This window comes from Staphylococcus sp. CWZ226 (assembly GCF_018986355.1).
Classification (GTDB): Bacteria; Bacillota; Bacilli; order Staphylococcales; family Staphylococcaceae; genus Staphylococcus; species Staphylococcus simulans.
Genome location: NZ_JAHMSB010000006.1, coordinates 103,078 through 122,127 on the forward strand (window position 1 = coordinate 103,078; position 19,050 = coordinate 122,127).

The 19,050-nt window shown below is 35.9% G+C and carries 18 protein-coding genes; 11 read left to right on the forward strand and 7 right to left on the reverse strand.

Annotated elements, in window-relative coordinates; all coding sequences use genetic code 11:
* Positions 1 to 17: 17 nt before the first annotated feature.
* On the reverse strand, positions 18 to 731 hold the full coding sequence (locus tag KRR19_RS06845) for a metal ABC transporter ATP-binding protein (RefSeq protein ID WP_023015455.1): 714 nt from the start codon (positions 729 to 731) through the stop codon (positions 18 to 20).
* A gap of 125 nt (positions 732 to 856) precedes the next feature.
* Here KRR19_RS06845 and KRR19_RS06850 point away from each other — a divergent pair, with 125 nt between their 5' ends.
* Both KRR19_RS06850 and KRR19_RS06855 read left to right on the forward strand, forming a co-directional pair.
* The gene (locus tag KRR19_RS06850; RefSeq protein WP_216733555.1) at positions 857 to 1,513 is read left to right on the forward strand and encodes a metal-dependent transcriptional regulator; all 657 of its coding nucleotides are present in this window, start codon (positions 857 to 859) and stop codon (positions 1,511 to 1,513) included.
* Between the two features lie 156 nt (positions 1,514 to 1,669).
* Complete coding sequence (locus KRR19_RS06855) at positions 1,670 to 2,374, forward strand: phosphatase PAP2 family protein (RefSeq protein WP_156666605.1); 705 nt, start codon at positions 1,670 to 1,672, stop codon at positions 2,372 to 2,374.
* 58 nt (positions 2,375 to 2,432) lie between these two features.
* Here KRR19_RS06855 and KRR19_RS06860 read toward each other — a convergent pair whose 3' ends face one another.
* The 3 genes from KRR19_RS06860 to KRR19_RS06870 all read right to left on the reverse strand — a co-directional run bounded on the left by KRR19_RS06860 (position 2,433) and on the right by KRR19_RS06870 (position 4,355).
* Positions 2,433 to 2,924, reverse strand: coding sequence for a GNAT family N-acetyltransferase (locus KRR19_RS06860; RefSeq protein ID WP_002481412.1), 492 nt, complete (start codon positions 2,922 to 2,924; stop codon positions 2,433 to 2,435).
* A 10-nt stretch (positions 2,925 to 2,934) separates the two neighbouring features.
* Entirely contained in the window at positions 2,935 to 3,687 is a 753-nt protein-coding gene (locus tag KRR19_RS06865; protein WP_070864492.1) for a M50 family metallopeptidase, read from the reverse strand.
* A gap of 110 nt (positions 3,688 to 3,797) precedes the next feature.
* Complete coding sequence (locus KRR19_RS06870) at positions 3,798 to 4,355, reverse strand: sugar O-acetyltransferase (protein ID WP_023015453.1); 558 nt, start codon at positions 4,353 to 4,355, stop codon at positions 3,798 to 3,800.
* A 137-nt stretch (positions 4,356 to 4,492) separates the two neighbouring features.
* On the opposite strand from KRR19_RS06870, the gene tarA reads away from it, so the two are divergent.
* From tarA to thrS, 4 genes are all read left to right on the forward strand, one after another.
* Complete coding sequence (tarA, locus tag KRR19_RS06875; RefSeq protein ID WP_057510157.1) at positions 4,493 to 5,248, forward strand: N-acetylglucosaminyldiphosphoundecaprenol N-acetyl-beta-D-mannosaminyltransferase TarA; 756 nt, start codon at positions 4,493 to 4,495, stop codon at positions 5,246 to 5,248.
* Between the two features lie 235 nt (positions 5,249 to 5,483).
* Positions 5,484 to 6,680 (forward strand): MFS transporter, encoded by a 1,197-nt coding sequence (locus tag KRR19_RS06880; RefSeq protein ID WP_207021109.1) that lies wholly within the window; start codon positions 5,484 to 5,486, stop codon positions 6,678 to 6,680.
* Positions 6,681 to 6,712: 32 nt separating this feature from the next.
* Positions 6,713 to 7,063 (forward strand): DUF2200 domain-containing protein, encoded by a 351-nt coding sequence (locus KRR19_RS06885; RefSeq protein WP_023015450.1) that lies wholly within the window; start codon positions 6,713 to 6,715, stop codon positions 7,061 to 7,063.
* Positions 7,064 to 7,492: 429 nt separating this feature from the next.
* Positions 7,493 to 9,400, forward strand: a complete 1,908-nt coding sequence (thrS, locus tag KRR19_RS06890; protein WP_156666603.1) for a threonine--tRNA ligase — start codon at positions 7,493 to 7,495, stop codon at positions 9,398 to 9,400.
* Positions 9,401 to 10,329: 929 nt separating this feature from the next.
* On the opposite strand, the gene KRR19_RS06895 is transcribed toward thrS, so the two are convergent.
* Positions 10,330 to 10,701: a Na-translocating system protein MpsC family protein gene (locus tag KRR19_RS06895; protein ID WP_023015448.1), complete on the reverse strand. Its 372-nt coding sequence runs from the start codon at positions 10,699 to 10,701 to the stop codon at positions 10,330 to 10,332.
* Between the two features lie 358 nt (positions 10,702 to 11,059).
* The gene (gene tagH / locus KRR19_RS06900; RefSeq protein WP_002481421.1) at positions 11,060 to 11,857 is read right to left on the reverse strand and encodes a teichoic acids export ABC transporter ATP-binding subunit TagH; all 798 of its coding nucleotides are present in this window, start codon (positions 11,855 to 11,857) and stop codon (positions 11,060 to 11,062) included.
* 288 nt (positions 11,858 to 12,145) lie between these two features.
* Here tagH and KRR19_RS06905 point away from each other — a divergent pair, with 288 nt between their 5' ends.
* From KRR19_RS06905 to tagD, 4 genes are all read left to right on the forward strand, one after another.
* The gene (locus KRR19_RS06905) at positions 12,146 to 12,949 is read left to right on the forward strand and encodes an ABC transporter permease (RefSeq protein WP_023015447.1); all 804 of its coding nucleotides are present in this window, start codon (positions 12,146 to 12,148) and stop codon (positions 12,947 to 12,949) included.
* 74 nt (positions 12,950 to 13,023) lie between these two features.
* On the forward strand, positions 13,024 to 14,115 hold the full coding sequence (tarB, locus tag KRR19_RS06910) for a teichoic acid glycerol-phosphate primase TarB (RefSeq protein WP_057510162.1): 1,092 nt from the start codon (positions 13,024 to 13,026) through the stop codon (positions 14,113 to 14,115).
* Positions 14,112 to 15,170, forward strand: coding sequence for a glycosyltransferase family 2 protein (locus KRR19_RS06915; protein ID WP_023015445.1), 1,059 nt, complete (start codon positions 14,112 to 14,114; stop codon positions 15,168 to 15,170). The genes tarB and KRR19_RS06915 overlap by 4 nt, the downstream gene beginning before the upstream one ends.
* A gap of 84 nt (positions 15,171 to 15,254) precedes the next feature.
* Complete coding sequence (tagD, locus tag KRR19_RS06920; protein ID WP_002481425.1) at positions 15,255 to 15,653, forward strand: glycerol-3-phosphate cytidylyltransferase; 399 nt, start codon at positions 15,255 to 15,257, stop codon at positions 15,651 to 15,653.
* 75 nt (positions 15,654 to 15,728) lie between these two features.
* Here tagD and pbp4 read toward each other — a convergent pair whose 3' ends face one another.
* Positions 15,729 to 17,018: a penicillin-binding protein PBP4 gene (gene pbp4, locus KRR19_RS06925; RefSeq protein WP_156666602.1), complete on the reverse strand. Its 1,290-nt coding sequence runs from the start codon at positions 17,016 to 17,018 to the stop codon at positions 15,729 to 15,731.
* 232 nt (positions 17,019 to 17,250) lie between these two features.
* Here pbp4 and KRR19_RS06930 point away from each other — a divergent pair, with 232 nt between their 5' ends.
* On the forward strand, positions 17,251 to 18,981 hold the full coding sequence (locus KRR19_RS06930; protein WP_156666601.1) for an ABC transporter ATP-binding protein: 1,731 nt from the start codon (positions 17,251 to 17,253) through the stop codon (positions 18,979 to 18,981).
* Positions 18,982 to 19,050 lie beyond the last annotated feature (69 nt).

Consider the following 19,050-nt stretch of genomic DNA (forward strand, 5'->3'; position numbering starts at 1 on the left):
ACTCTCTTTCTAATTCTTTAATGGCGCTGTGGTTGATTCATGAATGTCTCGTTTAATCGTTCTGTGGTCATTGCTTCTTCGCTTGGTCCGAAATAACGTAAAGTTTGATTGAGCAGAATGACACGATCGAAATAAGTAGTTGCTTTTGATAGATCATGATGCACGATTAAAATTAATTTGCCTTCGGCCTTTAAGCCTTCTATTTTACGCATAATTAATTGTTCACTCGTAAAATCAATTCCTACAAAAGGTTCGTCTAATAAGTAAAGTTCGCTCGTCGACATCAAGGCGCGTGCAACTAATACACGTTGCAGCTGTCCACCGCTTAATTGAGAAATTTGGCGTTTACGTAAATGTGTTAATTCCATTTCTTCTAATAATTGAGTTAAGCGTTGTTTAATTTGTGCAGAAGGGCGTTTAAACCACCCAATCTCTTTATAAGCGCCTGATAGTACGACATTTTCAACATCAATTGGAAAATCTAAATCTAAGTAGGCTTTTTGCGGTATGTATGTGATGTTCTTAAGTTGTGATTCGACTGGTTGATTGTTCAACAATTGGACACCTTGTGATTTAAACTCTCCGATTAACGCTTTGATTAATGAGGATTTTCCTGCACCGTTCGGACCCATAATACCGATAATTTCACCGTGAACAGGAATAGACAAGTTGATGTTTCGCAAGACATGCTTATTGCCTAAATACAAATCCAAATTCTCAATTTCTAACAATATCACACCTCCTAAAAGAATTTTTAGGGTAACCTAATTTATTTCATCATAAGACATGAATTTTCGCGTGTCAAGTCTTTTCGTGATACAATAAAGTGAATCTGGATGGAAGGAACGGTGACAAGATGTTAACGGAAGAAAAAGAAGATTACCTCAAAGCGATTTTGAATAATGGCGGCGCAACTTCATTCGTTACAAATAAAAAACTTTCTCAATACTTAAATATTAAACCCCCATCCGTGAGTGAGATGGTCAATCGTTTAGAAAAAGCGGGCTATGTAACTACCAAACCTTATAAGGGTGTCAAATTATCCGAAGAAGGTTTCAACCATACATTAGAAATTATTAAGCGTCATCGCTTATTAGAACTTTTCTTAATCGAGATATTGAAATACAACTGGGAAGAAGTGCACCAAGAAGCAGAAGTGCTTGAACATAGAGTGTCTGATTTGTTTGTCGAACGTTTAGACTCATTGTTGAATTATCCGACAACATGCCCACATGGCGGTATCATCCCAAGAGATGGTGAATTTGAAGAAATTTACAATGAATCCTTAAAAACATTCCAAGCAGGAGATCAAATCGTTATTCGTCGTGTACGAGACCGTACGAAATTATTAATTTATCTTTCTAGTAAATTTATTTCAATCGGGGATGCAGTGACGGTGATATCTCGTGATGATACTAACGAAGTTATTGCTATTCAAAAAGGGGATGACCCATTAATTATTTTAAGTTATGAAAACGCGGCACATATTTTTGGAGAATTAGCGGACGTATAAATAGAATAGGAATCAGAGTGGTTCATCATTGGCGTAATCTATTTAGGTTACGTCTTTTTTGTCGTTCTAATTAATGAGATGTATATCATTCTTTGTACCTATGGATAATTCAAAAAATCGTCATATAATAATAAAAAAGATAAAAGAGGTATAAGGATGAAGGAGAATACAGCACATCAATCAGAAAAAATAGTGTTAGTTGTCAGCTTACTGATCTTTTTGTTTATAATGATTGGGAATTATTTAAAGTTAGATTTTTTACGATATATGGATCAAACGACATTACGATGGTTTATTCAAACGTTTGGTGAACCGAAAATGCAGTTTGGTCATGGCTTTCTTAATGATTATATGAATGCACTGGCTACATATGGAGATGTTTTAACCTTTGTAGTGATGTCTATTGTCATTGCGATTATTTTATTATTCAAGCGTTACTATGTATTAAGTTTATGGTTGTTAAGCACAGTGGCTTCAGGAGGTATCTTAGGTATTATTTTTAAGGATGTCATTCATCGTCATCGTCCGTATGACCATTTGTTAGCAGATACAGGTTTTTCTTTTCCAAGCGGGCATTCATTATCTAGTACGCTGATTGTGATCATTATATTTGCGGTGTTTTTACCGAAAGTGAAACATCGTGCAATTCAAGTGACAATTGCTGGTTTGCTTTCAGTGTTATGGGCAAGTATTTTATTTTCAAGAATGTACTTTCACGCACACTTTTTAACTGATGTGATAGGCGGTGTCTCTTTAGGTATCGTTTGGGTAATGGGTGCTATATTGATATATCGCTTGTTATTCATGAAGTTGCCTCAAATCAATTTACTGCGAAAAGGTAAGATGTTTTATATAAAATAGTAAAATAAAGAAGCTTTGCGGTGTCGCAAAGCTTCTTTTGTTCATCTATTCATCTCTATTAAATTTGTTTGCCCCAAATATTTAAGTCTAAGCGTTGATTGTCGATGTGTGCGATTTGCGGCATTTCTCCCCAAAGAACGTAGCCTTGTTTTTCAAATAATTTATTACATGGTATGTTTTGTGCGAAAACATAGCCAGTTAAGAAGCGAATCCCTAACGCTTTGGCTTCTTGTTCTAGACGTTGCATCACTTTAGTACCAATACCTTTCCCACTAATCTGTTGATCCAAATAGATACTGACTTCTGCAGTTTCATCATAAGCAGGTCTGCCGTAAAAGTAATTCAGACTCGCAAAACCAATTGGGCGCATTTCTTCATCGTATACTGTAAACAATGGACGCATGGCATCGTGTTTATCAAAGACGTGTGCCATTTCTTGTTCTGTCATTTCATCAATATCTGCTGTGATGTTACGTGCAGCGATGGCTTGATTATAAACTTTTGTAAATAAAGATAAATCGACTTGTGTTGCTGGACGAAGCTTTACCATTTTTATCACCTTAATTCTGTAAAAGTAGAATAGTGATAATAGCGTACACGATATAAACGTTAAAGGCAATCCATAACAAACTGAAAATTACGACAGGGATGCCGGTTAATTGACGTAAAGCTAAACCATCCCAGTCGATGACATGTTTCGTAAAAGTCAAAGTAATAATCGTCCAAGTCGATTGTAGCAACTCTCCGAACAGCACACCTAAAATAAAGTGGTAAATCAATGATAAGATAATGACAATGAATTCAGGTTGACCGTTTTGAATTAAACCATAAATCATGACTCCTAGTAAGAGCGTGAGTAAAATAGGGATACCTTTTCTAGAAGTAATCAGCACAAAATAAATAAAGATACCTAGATAGCTGAATACGAAGAGTGAAGGATAATGATAATAACCTGCAAAGAGTCCGACTGCCAACATCAACGGAGGCATCACATAACCGCCAAGTGTCGTAATTATCATCGTCACTCTACTTCTAGCTCTGGTGACCGCAAAGCCTTGTCGCGAGGTCTGTATACGTTCTCTAGGAGAAGTAACAATCACTAAATCCTCTGTATGACCGCCACTGATTTTGTTAAATAGAATATGACCGAATTCATGTGTCAGTACCGGAATGTAATTTAATATAATGTCTAGAATCGCAAAACTTGGTTTATGACGATTGCGATGCACGAATAGATAAGCAATGGCGATTAATACCACCCAATATAAATGGAGCGTCATAGAAGTGCTCAGAATATCTTTAATCAACTGCATAATTTAACCTCTTCTTGAATTAGAAAAAGTTGAGATACATGACCTCAACTTATGATTTATCTTCATTGTATGAATTTTTAGCATTTACGTCTTGCGTCTTCGGACCTATTTTAATCATTCGGCACATCTTTGATGTAACGTGCTGGATTACCTGCGACAACTTGATTTGCGGGTACATCTTTAGTGACGACGCTGCCTGCGCCGACAACAACATTATCGCCAATGGTAATACCTGGCAAAATAATCGCACCTGCGCCGATCCAAACATGATTACCGATTGTTATAGGGTAGCCTAACTCTAGTCCAGCGGCACGTGTTTTAGGATTTAAAGGGTGAGTTGCGGTAATCAACTGAACGTTAGGACCTAAGAGTACGTGATTGCCAATCGTAATTTTTGCGACATCTAACATCGTCGCATTAAAGTTCGCATAGAAATGGTCTCCAATTGTAATGTTATAACCATAGTCAAAGTGGATATCTGGCTCAATGAAGACTTCTTCACCGCAAGCCCCTACACTTTGGCGGAATAAATGCATACGTTCTTTAATAGAAAAGGCATTGTTGATTGCTTTTGTTGCGTGGCGTGCTTTATGACGTTCCTTTACTAACTCAGGATCTCTTGAGTCATAGAGCTGACCGCTCAACATTTTATCTTTTTCACTTGTCATAGTATCTAACCTCTTTGATTCTCATAATAAATTCAGATTACCACTTATAGTGAGGAATGCAATCAATTCAACTGGCGTGTATAATAAGATGAAATGAACTTTTATTAATCAGAGGTGCAAGTTAGGAGTTTGAAGCGATGAGTATTCAACATAAGCATAAACAGAATAAAGTAGATATTTTGTCTGTTCAATTTGATAACGTCACAATGGACGAGATGAAAGAAGCGGTCATGCATTTTAGAGAAACAGATACAACTGATAACATGTTTGTTGTGACTGCAAATCCTGAAATTGTAGATTACGCATTAGATGATCGAAGTTATTATGATTTAATCAGTGAAGCAGATTATATCATTCCAGACGGATCAGGGATTATTCAAGCAGGCAGAATATTAGGTACCCCGTTAAAAGAACGTGTGCCAGGTATCGAATTTATGGCAAAGTGTTTAGAAATTGCTGAGCGTTATCATCAGCGTGTCTTCTTATTAGGTGCATCTGAAGCTGTAGTCGCAAAAGCCAAACAAGAGCTACAACATCGATATCCTCATGTGACTTTCGATGCACATCACGGTTATATTGACTTAAAAGATGAACAAGTGGTTCGTAAAGTAAGTAAATTTAATCCAGATTATGTTTTTGTCGGTATGGGTTATCCTAAACAAGAACAATGGATTAAACAACACCGTCATCGCCTTCAACATACATTACTGATGGGTGTCGGCGGATCCATTGAGATTTATAGCGGTACAAAAAAGCGTGCACCTCTATTCTTCCGTAAAACGAATCTTGAATGGTTCTATCGCTTGATTACAGATTGGAAACGTATGGCAAGAATGCGCAGATTACCTAGATTTGTATCCAAAGTTTTTCGTAAACGTTTGAAGCGTAAATAATATTTAAATGAGCCTTCTCTAACAATACAGAAAAGTTAGAGCAGGCTTTTTTATGAACAAAATATGATATCTACATAATGTGTATTGAATATTTAGAAAAATAAAGTAATATTGTATCATTCACATATGAAGTGTCTTGATAAGCATGATTGAGACATGATTTGTGACAATCATTTCTTTAAGAGCATAAACAACAAACATCAAGAGGTGACAACATGAAAAAGGGATTCTATTATTGATTTTCGATTTAGTTTCGACCTTTGGTTCGGAAATCTTTTTCTTTGCTTGTTCGTTTTATATTTTAAGAGAAACAAGCAATGGTGCATTATACGGTTTTGTTATAGGTATGATGGCTGTAGTTCAAATTGTGTTAGGTCCAATTATGGGGAACCTAGCCGATTATAAAAGTAATCGAAAGATGATCTTCATTGCGCAATTATTAAGCGTGCTATCCATCACTGTGTTTTTAGTGGGGTATCAAAATCATTTATGGGCACTGGTTATTTTAATGATGATGCTTACTGCGACTGATGTGCCAGTAGGTTTAATCATTGAATCTAATTTAGCGAAGATAACAGGGGAGCAATTAGAGCGCTTTGTGTCTTTAAGGAATATTGTAATTATGGCCACATCATTCTTAGCGCCAGTAATCGGCGGTATTGTGGTAGGATTCCTTTCTATTGAACAAATGGGATATGTGATTTTAGTGACTGAATCACTCGCCATGTTGACGATAGCATTTATACCTTTAAACAGACATGTGGAAAAAGAGAACCAAGCTTTCATCAATAATTTCAAAAAAGGTTTTCACTACATATGGGCTAAAAAGGATTTAGCGACGATGGTGGTTTATTTGGCAGTGATTAATATTATTTTGTATGCGATACCGATTGGCATTTCAATGTTAGCCATTCAAAAGATGCATGTATCTTCAAGTGCATTTGGATGGATAGAGGCTTCTTTAACAATCAGCATGGTGTTAGGCAGTATCATTCTTGCGATTTTCCCGCCTAAACAAAATTTACGTTTATATTTAATTGGATCGAGCTACACGATTGCGATGATTTTCTTTGCGTTGGCATTGATTACGATGATGGCAATGGGAAATTTAGCTGGGGTGTTAGCGTTAATTGGCGTTTATATTGTATTAGGTTTCAGCGCACAATACAGTAATATTCCACTTCAAATCTACTTCCAAAAACGTATCGAGGAAAGTTATAAAGCAAGGGTCTTCTCTGTCAGCTTTGCGCTCAGTCAATTCACCAAACCTTTAAGTATTATGTTCTTCAGCTTTATTCTTGGTTTCAATTACACGCTTGTATTTCTGATTACAGGATTAGTTTTCGTCATGATAGTAGTTGTATTTACTAAAATTGTGCCAAAAGATGTGTTTGATAACGGCATCAACATGCCATCAAAAGAAGGGGTATAATAGAAATAAATACAAGCAGAGGAGTGACATGCGTGGCAAGACATAAAATTTATGATATGGCATTCGCAAGTGTTTATCCGCATTATGTGACAAAGGTTGAGAAAAAAGGGCGTACAAAAGATGAATTGCATGAAGTAATCACTTGGTTAACAGGATATGATGAAGCAGGTTTACAACAAGTATTAGATGAGCGAGTACCGTTTGAAGATTTCTTTGCGCAAGCACCTGACTTAAATCCGAACCGCAAGTTAATTACGGGTGTCATTTGCGGCATTCGTGTTGAAAACATTGAAGCACCTTTAATGCAGGAAATTCGCTATTTAGATAAGATCGTAGATGAGCTCGCAAAAGGTAAGCCATTAAATAAAATAATGAGGAAATGATTTAAAGAATAAAACGTTTTCAAGTTTTACAAAATGATGAACTTATAAAAAATATATTGCAGAATCGTAATCGTTACGATACAATGTACTTAATTTAAAAACGGATTCGATGAAAAAGATATGAAATACAAGATTTAAGTCAGAGATAGAAAGTCAGCGGCTGGAAGCTTTCTAATTACTTAAACTGTGTTTTACTCCTTTTGAGATGTATGTGAAAGCATACCGACTAATGGCATGTTACGCCATTCTAATGAGGAAGCAAGTTGAGACTTCTAGGAGAGCAACTCTTATTTTAAGTCTTATTTAAGTACTTGTTTCGAATGTGGGTGGTACCACGAGCATAAACTGCACTCGTCCCTGTTATCAGAGGATAAGTGCAGTTTTTTTATTGAATAAAATCAACCATTAGAATTTAAGGAGGCAATAATTATGGCAGAACAAGTTATCGTTACTTTACCAGATCAACGCAAATTGGAGGTGGCACAAGGCACAACACTTTACCAAGTTGCGCAACAAATCGGCAGTTCTTTTGCGAAAAAAGTTGCGGTTGCGAATGTGGACGGCACATTATATGGTTTGAACGAATACATCGGAGAAGATTGCCAAGTTGAATTCTTGACATATGAAGATGAAAAAGGGTTAGAAGCCATTCGTTATACTTTAGGTTATTTAGCAGGTGAAGTCCTAGAAAAACACGGTGCAAAAGTTGCGGGATTCGGTGTAAACAAAGAACAATTCTTTGTAGACTTCAAACCTGAAGAAAACTTGAAAGCAGCGGATTTAGAAAAAGTTTCTAAAGACATTCAAAAAGCAGTAAGCGCCAATCATCCTATTGAAATCCGTGAATTATCTAAATTAGACGCATTAGACCAATTTAGTGAAAATGCCTTTATGCAACATCATATTGAACAAGCCTCAGAACCTGTGAAAGTTGCGGTTCATGGAGACTATGCAGCAGTCATCGACCAACCTTTAGTGCATAATTTATCTAAAGTGAAAAACTTCAGTTTGCAAGCCGTATCTGCGACTAACTGGTTAAGAGATGTGAATAACGAAGCGTTACAACGTGTTTCTGGTTTCGCGTTCGCAGATGCAAAAGCCTTAGAAGACCATCAAGCATTTATTGATAAATATGAACAAGTGAACCATCGTCGTTTAGGTAAAGAACTAGATATCTTCTCATTCTCAGAATTTGCGCCAGGTATGCCATTCTATGCGCATAACGGCCAAGTGATTCGTTTGGAATTACAAAATATGTTGAGACAATTACAGTTTGAAGCGGATTATGAAGAAGTCTATACTCCATTTATCATGGACGAAACTTTATGGAAAAACAGTGGACACTGGGATCACTACCAAGACAATATGTACTTCACTGAAGTTGATGAACAAACTTATGCGTTAAAACCAATGAACTGTCCTGGACATATGTTGATTTACAAAAATCATTTACATTCATATCGTGATTTACCAATTCGTATGGCTGAGTTCGGACAAGTACACCGTCATGAATTAAGCGGTTCTTTAAATGGTTTATTCCGTGTAAGAACATTCAACCAAGATGATGCACATATCTTTGTACGTCGTGACCAAATCGAATCAGAAATCTTAGATGTCTTAGGTTTGATTCATAAAGTTTATAGTGTCTTCGGCTTCGATTACAGTATTGAACTTTCTACTCGTCCAGATGACTTTATGGGTGAAATCGAACTTTGGGATTTCGCTGAACAATCATTAGAAAATGTATTGAATCAACATGGTTTTGAATATACAGTCAATGAAAAAGACGGCGCGTTCTATGGTCCTAAAATTGATATTCACATCAAAGACGCATTAGGACGTAGTCACCAATGCGGTACTGTACAACTAGATTTCCAAATGCCTGAAAAATTCGATTTAACTTTCGTTAATAAAGACGGAGAAAAAGAACGTCCAGTGGTTATCCACCGTGCAATTTACGGTTCTAGCGATCGTTTTATCGGTATCTTACTTGAACACTTTGGCGGAAACTTGCCATTATGGTTAGCACCTGTACAATTAGAAGTGATTCCTGTCAATGCAGACTTGCATTTAGATGCGGTAAAAGACTTGAAACGTCAATTGAAAGCTGAAGGCTTCAGAGTAGATCTAGATCTTTCAGACGAAAAAATGGGTTATAAAATCCGTCAAGCACACTTAAGAAAAGTACCATATACACTTGTTGTGGGAGATAACGAAGTAGAAAATGGTACAGTTGCGGTAAGAAAACGCGGTGCTTCTGAAGAAACTAGCGTAGATGTGAAAGACTTCATCGAACAATTGAAAGCAGAAAGAGATGTTTTAAACTCAGTAGAGTAAGTTTAAAACGATAATTGAATATAAAAAATACGCATTGCAGTAGAAAGGGTAGCTGCAATGCGTTTTATTTTTAAGGGTTATTATTTTATAGTTTCATGTGTTTCAATTAAGTAGTTGAGGGAGCTTAATTGAACACAGGTTTTTTGACATTTTTATTAATGAGGGTAGGATTCAGAATGCAGGGCTAATCACGTTCTGAATCGTCGTGTGATTTTCAAGATTGAGTTTAAACGTTTTGTTTGGGCTCATTTCCATATAACAGGTGTGCGTTTGATCGATGATTATCATTCAGAGCGACTTAAACTCTGTTTTATTTGAGTAAGGGTTGTGTTGTAAGTTTGAAATAGTAACGTGAAGCATAAGAAAGTTGAGGGCACTGCTGGTGGTGATGAATTGTGGGAATTCAATCAGCAGAATATATGCATTGTTACCTTATTTCAATACTTAGCGCGTTTTAAATTTTTAACGCAGTTTTATTTTAACCATCAATTGCTGTTATAGGCATACTGATTACTATTTGGCACTTAATTTGAACTTACCGGTTGTTGTTAGGGTTATTGTGTAGCTATGACAGCATCTTGCAATGTTTATGATTAGCTTTTTCAATCAAACATTTTAAAACAGGAGGTTGCAAGAGAATTGTTGCTGTATCAGCTTTGTGCGTATAGAATGGGCTGTTTTCTTATACGTAAAGCACATTGTTATAATTGGGCTGTTTTCAATAGACTACTATAGTGGTGAGTGTAGCGTATTGAAAATTTTTATAGAAATGAATGGTTGTTTAATAAGGTAAGTTCAATTTAATGTTATATGGAAATAAAAAAACTCGCTCCTGTTTACATGCATCACCTCCTTGAAAAGTCTTTACGAGTTTCAAAGTAGGTTAGTAAACAGCACCGAGTACCTTACACCAATCCTAATATATTCTATTACGATTCAATATTGCGATCGAACACGAATATTGAAATGACTTCATCATCTTCTAAATTAACATCTGTAAATAGTTTTACAAATTTCGCGCCTACCAATTCTTCCATTTCTGTAGGTGGATGTTGGTTGTAAAGTTGTTTAATTTCTTCTGTACGTCCAAATTTAAGCATTCTTTCGAATTCCTTACTTTGAGTATTACGCAAATAGAAGTTTTCAACTTTACTTAGGCTTCCTGTCATATGGGCAACCGCCCAGTTATCTTTGAAAAACACTTTGATTTGTTCGGGACCTTTGCCGATGTGTTCTTTACGATACGCACGGACAAGGTTCGCAAATGCTTGTGTCTTATTTTGTTTAGCTATATCAATCACCTGCTTACTTGAGAAATGATATGACATATTGAAGTTCAGGCTGATTAGATTTCAATATTTTGATACACCTTCACTTTAAAGAAAATGAAGTGTGCAGCAAGACTATTGAAATGATTACTTGTATCAAAATGTCATTGTATGAGAGCATCCGACATTAATCAAGTGTGCAATATTATTTTGCCTGTTGTTAATACACTTGTACTTAATGGTAATACTTTTTTTCTTTGATTTAAAGAGGTTTGCCTAAAGTTTTTTAAGTAAAAAGATTCAGAAATATCAATATCGCTTTAAAAGAGTGAAGTAGAAGAAGAAAAGAAAAAGCAGTTTATACTGCGATTTCTTTTACAGCTTCAATTGTTTATTTCATCACAAATCTTTCTTCGTCTAAGTTTTTACGGAAAGCTTTTTGGTCTGCTTTAGATTTCTTTTTAAAGTCTTTAAGGAATTGTTCGTACTTAGGCAATACTTCCTCAACTTCACCGAATTGTTTCAAGCGTCCACCTTCAATCCAAGCGATTTTTGTACAGAATTGACGGACTTGGCCGATGTTATGGCTGACGAAGAAAATCGTTTTGCCTGCTTCTTTAAATTCGTGGATTTTGTCTAATGATTTTTGCGTGAATGTTTGGTCTCCGACAGACAACGCTTCGTCAATCACTAAAATATCTGGATCAATCGTGACGTTGATAGAGAAACCAAGTTTAGCACGCATACCACTTGAATACTTTTTAACGGGTTGGTAAATAAACTCTCCCAGTTCACTAAATTCAACGATTTTAGGTGTGAGCTTTTTAATTTCTTTACGTGTAAAGCCCATGCACAACATTTTAAATTCAATATTTTCTAATCCTGTCAATTGTGCGTTAAGCCCTGCATTGATCGCAATAACACTGACTTCACCATTTTTCTCAATTGAACCTGCAGTGTTGGATAAAGATCCGCCGATAATATTGCTGAGGGTTGATTTGCCTGAACCGTTGATGCCGACTAAACCGATAATATCACCTTTATACGCTGTCATTGAGACATCTTTTAACGCGTAAAATGTTTTGTTCTTATGATTAGGAATGAGCGCATCTTTGATTCGTTCTTTGTTATTACGATAGATACGATATTCTTTTGTAATATTATCCATCTTTACAGATACATCTTTCATTGTATAACCTCTTCCTTAACCTCTATTTACTCTATTATAGTACATATTGCGATGCCGAGCGGTCAAAACGCATATGAATTCTTCAACGCTATAAATTTTACCATTTCTTGAAGAATTGGTCATTATTTTCGTCGTTAAAGTCATTTCTTTGCCATTAGTAATGAAAATTATTCCATTCTATATTATAATTACGTATAATGTTGAGATGGATATATTTCAAGCATAGAGAAAAAATTACATAAGCATATGTAATGAAATGCGCAAATCGTTTGAAAGCGTGGTTTGAACATGGGAGCATTAATAACTGTTCTGAAAGAACATATTAAAGGATTTTATTTGATCCACAGGTTAGCACAATTTGAGTTGAAAATTGCTAACCATAATAACTACTTAGGTATGGCGTGGGAGTTAATTAACCCGCTTATCCAAATTTTAGTCTACTGGTTCGTGTTCGGATTCGGGATTCGTACAAACGCACCGGTTGATGGGATACCCTTCATCTTCTGGATGCTTGTCGGTATCAGTATGTGGTTCTTTATCAACCAAGGAATATTAGATGGGACACGCTCGATTGTATCGAAATATAATCAAGTGGCGAAAATGAATTTCCCGTTATCGATTATTCCGACGTATACCGTAACTGCAAAATTATATGGACATTTAGCATTACTCGGGATTATTATTATTTTCTGTATCGCTTCAGGTATTTATCCGACGATACATATTATTCAGTTATTCTTATACGTACCATTTGCGTACATTGCTACAAGTGCTGTCGCAATCTTAACTTCGACTCTAGGTGTATTAATTCGTGATACACAAATGATGATGCAAGCGTTAATGCGTGTATTATTCTATGCATCACCAATTTTATGGGTCGCTAAGCCAGGTTCGATTGTACAAAAGATTCTGATGTTGAATCCGATTTATTTCATCGCAGAATCATACCGTGCAGCAGTACTGTATCATAACTGGTATTTTATTGATCATTGGCAATTAGCACTTTACAACGTATTTATTGTAGTATTTATATTCTTTGTAGGTTCGATTCTGCACATGCGCTACAGAGATCAATTTGCAGACTTTATGTAAGATTATTTAAGAGTAAACTCCAAGCATGTTTTAGCGTGTTTGGAGTTTTTTTTAAAAAAGCAGAGGTGAAAAACATGAGACAAGTCATCAAGAAGCTGTATTTAACCATTATCAATGTATTTAATACATTATGGTTCAATAAAAAAATCGATACGCATCATATTGTGTTGTTTATGAGCTTTAAAGAAGATATATGGCCTTTAGTTCAAAGGTTTCATAATGAAGGTTACCGTTTAACTATCATCGGTAAAGAAAAAGATAAACAACAAGTTGCACAATTATCAGGTGTTGATTATGTCATCAACAGTAATAAAAACGTTATTGCGCAATTAAAAGCATTAGCCACTGCTAAAGTTATTTTTGTCGATAATTACTATTTGTTAATGGGAGGTTATCGCAAGAAAAAAGGACAGACTGTCATTCAAACATGGCATGCGGCAGGCGCCTTAAAGTACTTTGGCCTAAAAGATCATGCGGTCGATTTGTCTAACAAGAAAATGGTAGATCAGTATTTGAAAGTATATCATGCGACAGATTACTATCTCATAGGTGGCGATCCAATGGAAATTTGTTTTAGAAATGCTTTTAGTGCAACACCTGAACAAATGTTACGCTTTGGTTTGCCTAGAATGCAACAGTACTTTACAGTTAACTTAGAACAACAAAAAGAAAAGTTGAAACAACAGTATGGGATTAAAGATAAGCTTGCAGTATATGTACCGACATACAGAGAACATCAAGCAGCGAACAGAACGATTGATGCACAACATTTTGAACAGGAGTTGCCAGGCTATACAATTATCAATAAATTACATCCAGCTGTAAGACAAGGGTCTACATCTGATATTGAGACACAACACTTGTTCTTGATGGCAGATGTCATCATTACAGATTATAGTTCACTTGCGATTGAAGCGAGTTTATTAAATAAACCTGCCTTATTTTATGTTTACGATCAAGCGGAATATGAAGCGGATCGTGGTTTGAATCATTACTATTGGCAAATTCCTGAAAACTATAAAGCATATAATGAGGCAGAGTTGCTGCATAAATTAAAAGAAGGTTTAGAACATTATCCGCCGCTCTTTAATGAATGGCATGATTACAATACGGATGAAACTTTAAATCAGATATCAAATTATATAAAAGAATTGGTGAAACGATGAAAATTTCTATTATTATTCCAGTTTATAACTCAGAAGAAGTCATTAAGAAAGCAGTCAGTTCCATTGATACGAAATACGATCATGAAATTATTTGTATTAATGATGGTTCTACAGATGGCACACTTGAAGCACTTGAAACAATTCAAAAAGAAAATAAGCACGTCAAAATTATCAGTCAATCTAACAAAGGCGCAGCGGCTAGCCGTAATGTCGGCTTATCTCATATTACAGGCGATGTCTTCATGTTTTTAGATGCTGATGATGAATTTTTACCGAGCCGTATCGATGTGATGGCACGTCGTTATGAACAAAATGACGATGTTGAAATCGTGATTGGACAAACAGGACGTGATTATCATGGTGAATGGCGTACTTTCCCGACACATGAAGAAATTAAAAAAGATGAAGTTGTGAATTTAGCGCAATGCCCAGCGATGCTGCAATCTATTGGACCAAGAGATAAGATGTTCAGCGCACGTTTCAAAGATTTACGTTTTGATGAGGACATTGTTTTTTGTGAAGAACATACATTTATGGCACATGCATTTAATCAAGCACATGATATTCAATTGTTACCAGATATTATTGCGGGCTATAATGTACGTGAGAACTCGATTACAGCACGCAGTGTTGAGCGTTTCTTTGATTATATGCACGATGCTTATATTGTACGTGGCCGCGTGATGGATTACTTGAGACTTCGTAATGTACAACAATATTATAGCTATCGTATGGATGAATTGATTGTCAGTTATATGCTTCAAGCTTATGTGACAGAAAAACCAAAAGTGACACAAGAATTATTAGATACAGTTATCCAATACATTGAAGGTATGCAAAAGACGCATTATGATGGCGATGCATTATTTAGAATTGTCAAAGTGATGGAAGGCGGCTGTAAAGGTTGGACGTTGCATTATTATCGTCAATGGCGTGAAGCGTTGAACAAAGTAGGCATCGGACGTCCGAACTATTTAGCGTTCAAAGCACAATTAGTGCCTAAACAATCAGCTTTTAGAGGGCGTGCTGCTTTAAAAAGCGCGTTAAAAAAATAAGCGAACTTACAATTTTAATATGAATTGAAGAGTGAAATGTGTTATTTTTTTACAGTAACTAAAATTGTGAAGGAGGGTTTAAATTTGAAGAGAGTTATTACGTACGGTACATATGACTTATTGCATTATGGTCATATTGAATTACTGAGAAGAGCGAGAGAAATGGGAGATTACCTGATTGTGGCACTCTCTACAGATGAATTTAACCGCATTAAAAATAAAAAATCTTACTACAATTATGAACAACGAAAAATGATGTTGGAATCTATTCGTTATGTAGACTTAGTCATTCCTGAGGATGATTGGGGTCAAAAAGAACGTGATGTGGAACGTTATGATGTAGATACTTTTGTCATGGGTCATGATTGGGAAGGCGAATTCGACTTCTTAAAAGACAAATGCGAAGTGATTTACTTAAAACGTACAGAAGGTATTTCTACGACACAAATCAAAAAAGAATTATATGGTAAAGATGCCAGATAAAATAAAAACAGAGGTATAATCGCCAAGGCTTGGCAGTCATACCTCTGTTTTTGATTTGTATTTAAAATTTCAACATTATTTCTTACGTCCGAATGATGAAATAATCATATATACGACGATGGCTAGTGCTGCGACAATAAATGCAACGCCAAGGCTCGTTAGAATCGGATGTGAACTCCAAGAAGATTCTGCGAATGTTGTTGCTTTTCGCATCAATGGACGTTGAACATCTACTGATGGCGGGCCATAATCTTTTGAGATAAATTGTCGGTCATAGTCTAGATGAAGCTTGCCATCTTCTACGACGAATTTATAATCTTCTTTTTTAAGATTGCTTGGAACAACATCGTATAAATCTTTTTTCACGTAATAGGTTTTATTATTGATTTTGTGTTGTCCTTTAGACATAACTTTAACGTATTTATATTGTTCAAATGAACGATTGATTAAACTGTTGCCCATTTTATTACGTTCTTTATCTCCGCCTAGATGTTCGAAGTCACCTGCACCCATCATAGCTTGATCAATACGGAAGCCATCACGCTTAGTACTTAATGTGTGGTTGTAATCAGCGATGTCGCTTGATCCGGTTTTTAAACCATCTGTACCAGGTAAGCTCAATTCAGAACCTTCAAGCGACCAGTTGAACGTATAATATGTTACACCGTGTTGAGTTGGTGAGATTGCTTTAGTAAATTTAAGCACTTTGGGTGTATCTTGCACGACACGTTGTGATAAAATCGCGAAATCTCTTGCGGTTGATGTACTAGACATTTCATCTTTATAACGTTTTGGCGCAAAACTTTTTAATAAGTTATTTTCAGCGCCTGTCGGATTTACAAAGTGTGTATGGTTCATTCCGATTTCTTTAGCTTTTTCGTTCATCTTGTCGGTAAAATCAGATGTGGAATCAGAAACTTCATTTGCTAAAATCAATGCAGCCGCATTACTAGAGGCTGAAACCGTAATTTGAAGCAATTCACTGATGGTATAAGCTTCACCAGGATATAATTTGGTATTACTTAACTCTGGAAGGGTAGACATCGCATAATGTTTATCAGTGATTTTCACTTTGTCATCTAACGATAATTTACCTTCTTTAACAGCTTCTAACGTCAGGTACATTGTCATCAATTTCGTCATTGAAGCGGGGTACCATTTCTTATCCATATGATAGCTGTAGAGTACTTGCCCGGTTTGACTAATGTTCACAGCACTTTCTGGTTCAAAACCTTCTCCGATATTTTGACCGCGTTCATTAGCGATTTGGACAGGTGATTTGGTTTCAGTGTCCGCATCAGAAAATGGTGTTATAATGGTACTTACGAAGAATATTAACAGTGTCAGTATTACTATCTTTTTCATTATGTATGTTTCAGTCCTTCAACAATAATAGTTTCACAGTAAAACTATTTTATCATAAAAGTAGTTTGATACAAGGGAACAATAAATATATGAAAATTATGCCTATTTTAGACGTCAGTCTGACGGTTGTCTGACCGAAGGGTGCCCGGACGTCTAAAATCATGTAAAAGTCGGGACTATGCATCATAATTTAAGAAGAAACATAAAACTATAATTGAGGTAAGCGTGAAAAATGAAACAGACTAACAAAACATCTAATCCACTCTTATTCTTATTGAAGAAACTGACATGGCCAGTCGGCTTGATTGCGATTGCAGTATCTATTTCTTCCTTAGGGAGCATCAGTGGTTTAATTGTCCCTTTATTTACTGGAAGAATGGTTGATAAATTTACTGGCGAATCCTTCAACATGCAGTTTATTTTAATCTTTATTGTTGTGTTTGCGTTGAATGCAGTCTTAAGCGGAATCGGCTTATACTTATTAAGTAAAATCGGTGAAAAAATTATTTATGCGATTCGTACTGTTGTATGGGAACACATCATTCGTTTAAGAATGCGTTTCTTTGATGTGAATGAAAGTGGACAGTTAATGAGTCGTTTAACAGATGACACTAAAGTGATTAACGAATTTGTTTCTCAAAAATTACCGAATGTGCTGCCTTCTATTATCACATTAATCGGTTCATTGATTATGTTGTTTATTATGGATTGGCAGATGACGCTATTAACTTTTATTACGATTCCTTTATTTGTGATTATTATGATCCCTTTAGGACGTGTCATGCAGAAAATTTCTACACGTACACAAGCAGAAATTGCGAACTTCAGTGGTTTGCTTGGACGTGTATTAACGGAAATGCGTTTAGTTAAAGTTGCCAATACGGAACAAGTTGAACTAGATAAAGCACATATAAATTTAAAAGAAATTTATAAGCTGGGTCTGAAACAAGCGAAAATTGCGGCAGTCATCCAACCGATTTCCGGTTTGATCATGTTGTTAACAATCGGGATAATTCTTGGTTTCGGAGGTATCCGTATTTCATCAGGCGCGATTACTGCAGGAACACTTGTTGCGATGATTTTTTATGTTATTCAAATGTCGATGCCGCTTGTGAACTTGTCGACATTGATGACAGATTATAAGAAAGCAGTCGGAGCAAGCAGCCGTATTCATGAAATCATGCAAGAACCGTTAGAAGAAGTCTACATGCCTACGGGTCAATCTTTAGGTAATGGTGACATCGCATTTAAAGAAGTTTCATTTGGTTATGATACAAAAGAAGTCTTACATGATTTGAATTTTGACATTCCAAAGGGTAAAGTAACTGCATTTGTAGGGCCATCAGGATCAGGAAAAAGTACGATTTTCAATTTAATAGAACGAATGTATGACGTGACACACGGAGACATCCTTTATAATGATGTTTCTATCTATCAATTACCGCTATCGGATTGGCGTAATAAAATTGGTTATGTCATGCAGTCTAATGCGATGATGAGCGGTACAATTCGAGATAATATCTTATATGGTATCAACCGAAAAGTGACAGATGCTGAATTAATGCAGTATACACAATTAGCGAACTGTCACGAATTCATTACAGATTTTGATGAGGGATACGATACCTTAGTCGGTGAACGCGGCTTGAAACTTTCTGGTGGTCAACGTCAGCGTATTGATATTGCGCGCAGCTTTGTGAAAAATCCTGATATTTTATTATTAGATGAAGCGACCGCAAATTTAGATAGTGAAAGTGAAAGAAAAATTCAAGAATCATTAGAAACATTAATGAAGGAACGTACAACTGTGGTAATCGCACACCGTCTTTCTACCATTATGAAAGCTGATCAAATTATCTTCTTAGATGGTGGACGTGTGACGGGTATTGGTAAGCATCATGAGTTAATGCAGTCGCATGAAAAGTATAAAGAATTTGTGATGACACAAAAACTGACAGATTAATGATAAAGGTTGAGACAAGAAGAAAAGTCTCAACCTTATTTTTATAACAAAAGAGATATATAGACGAAT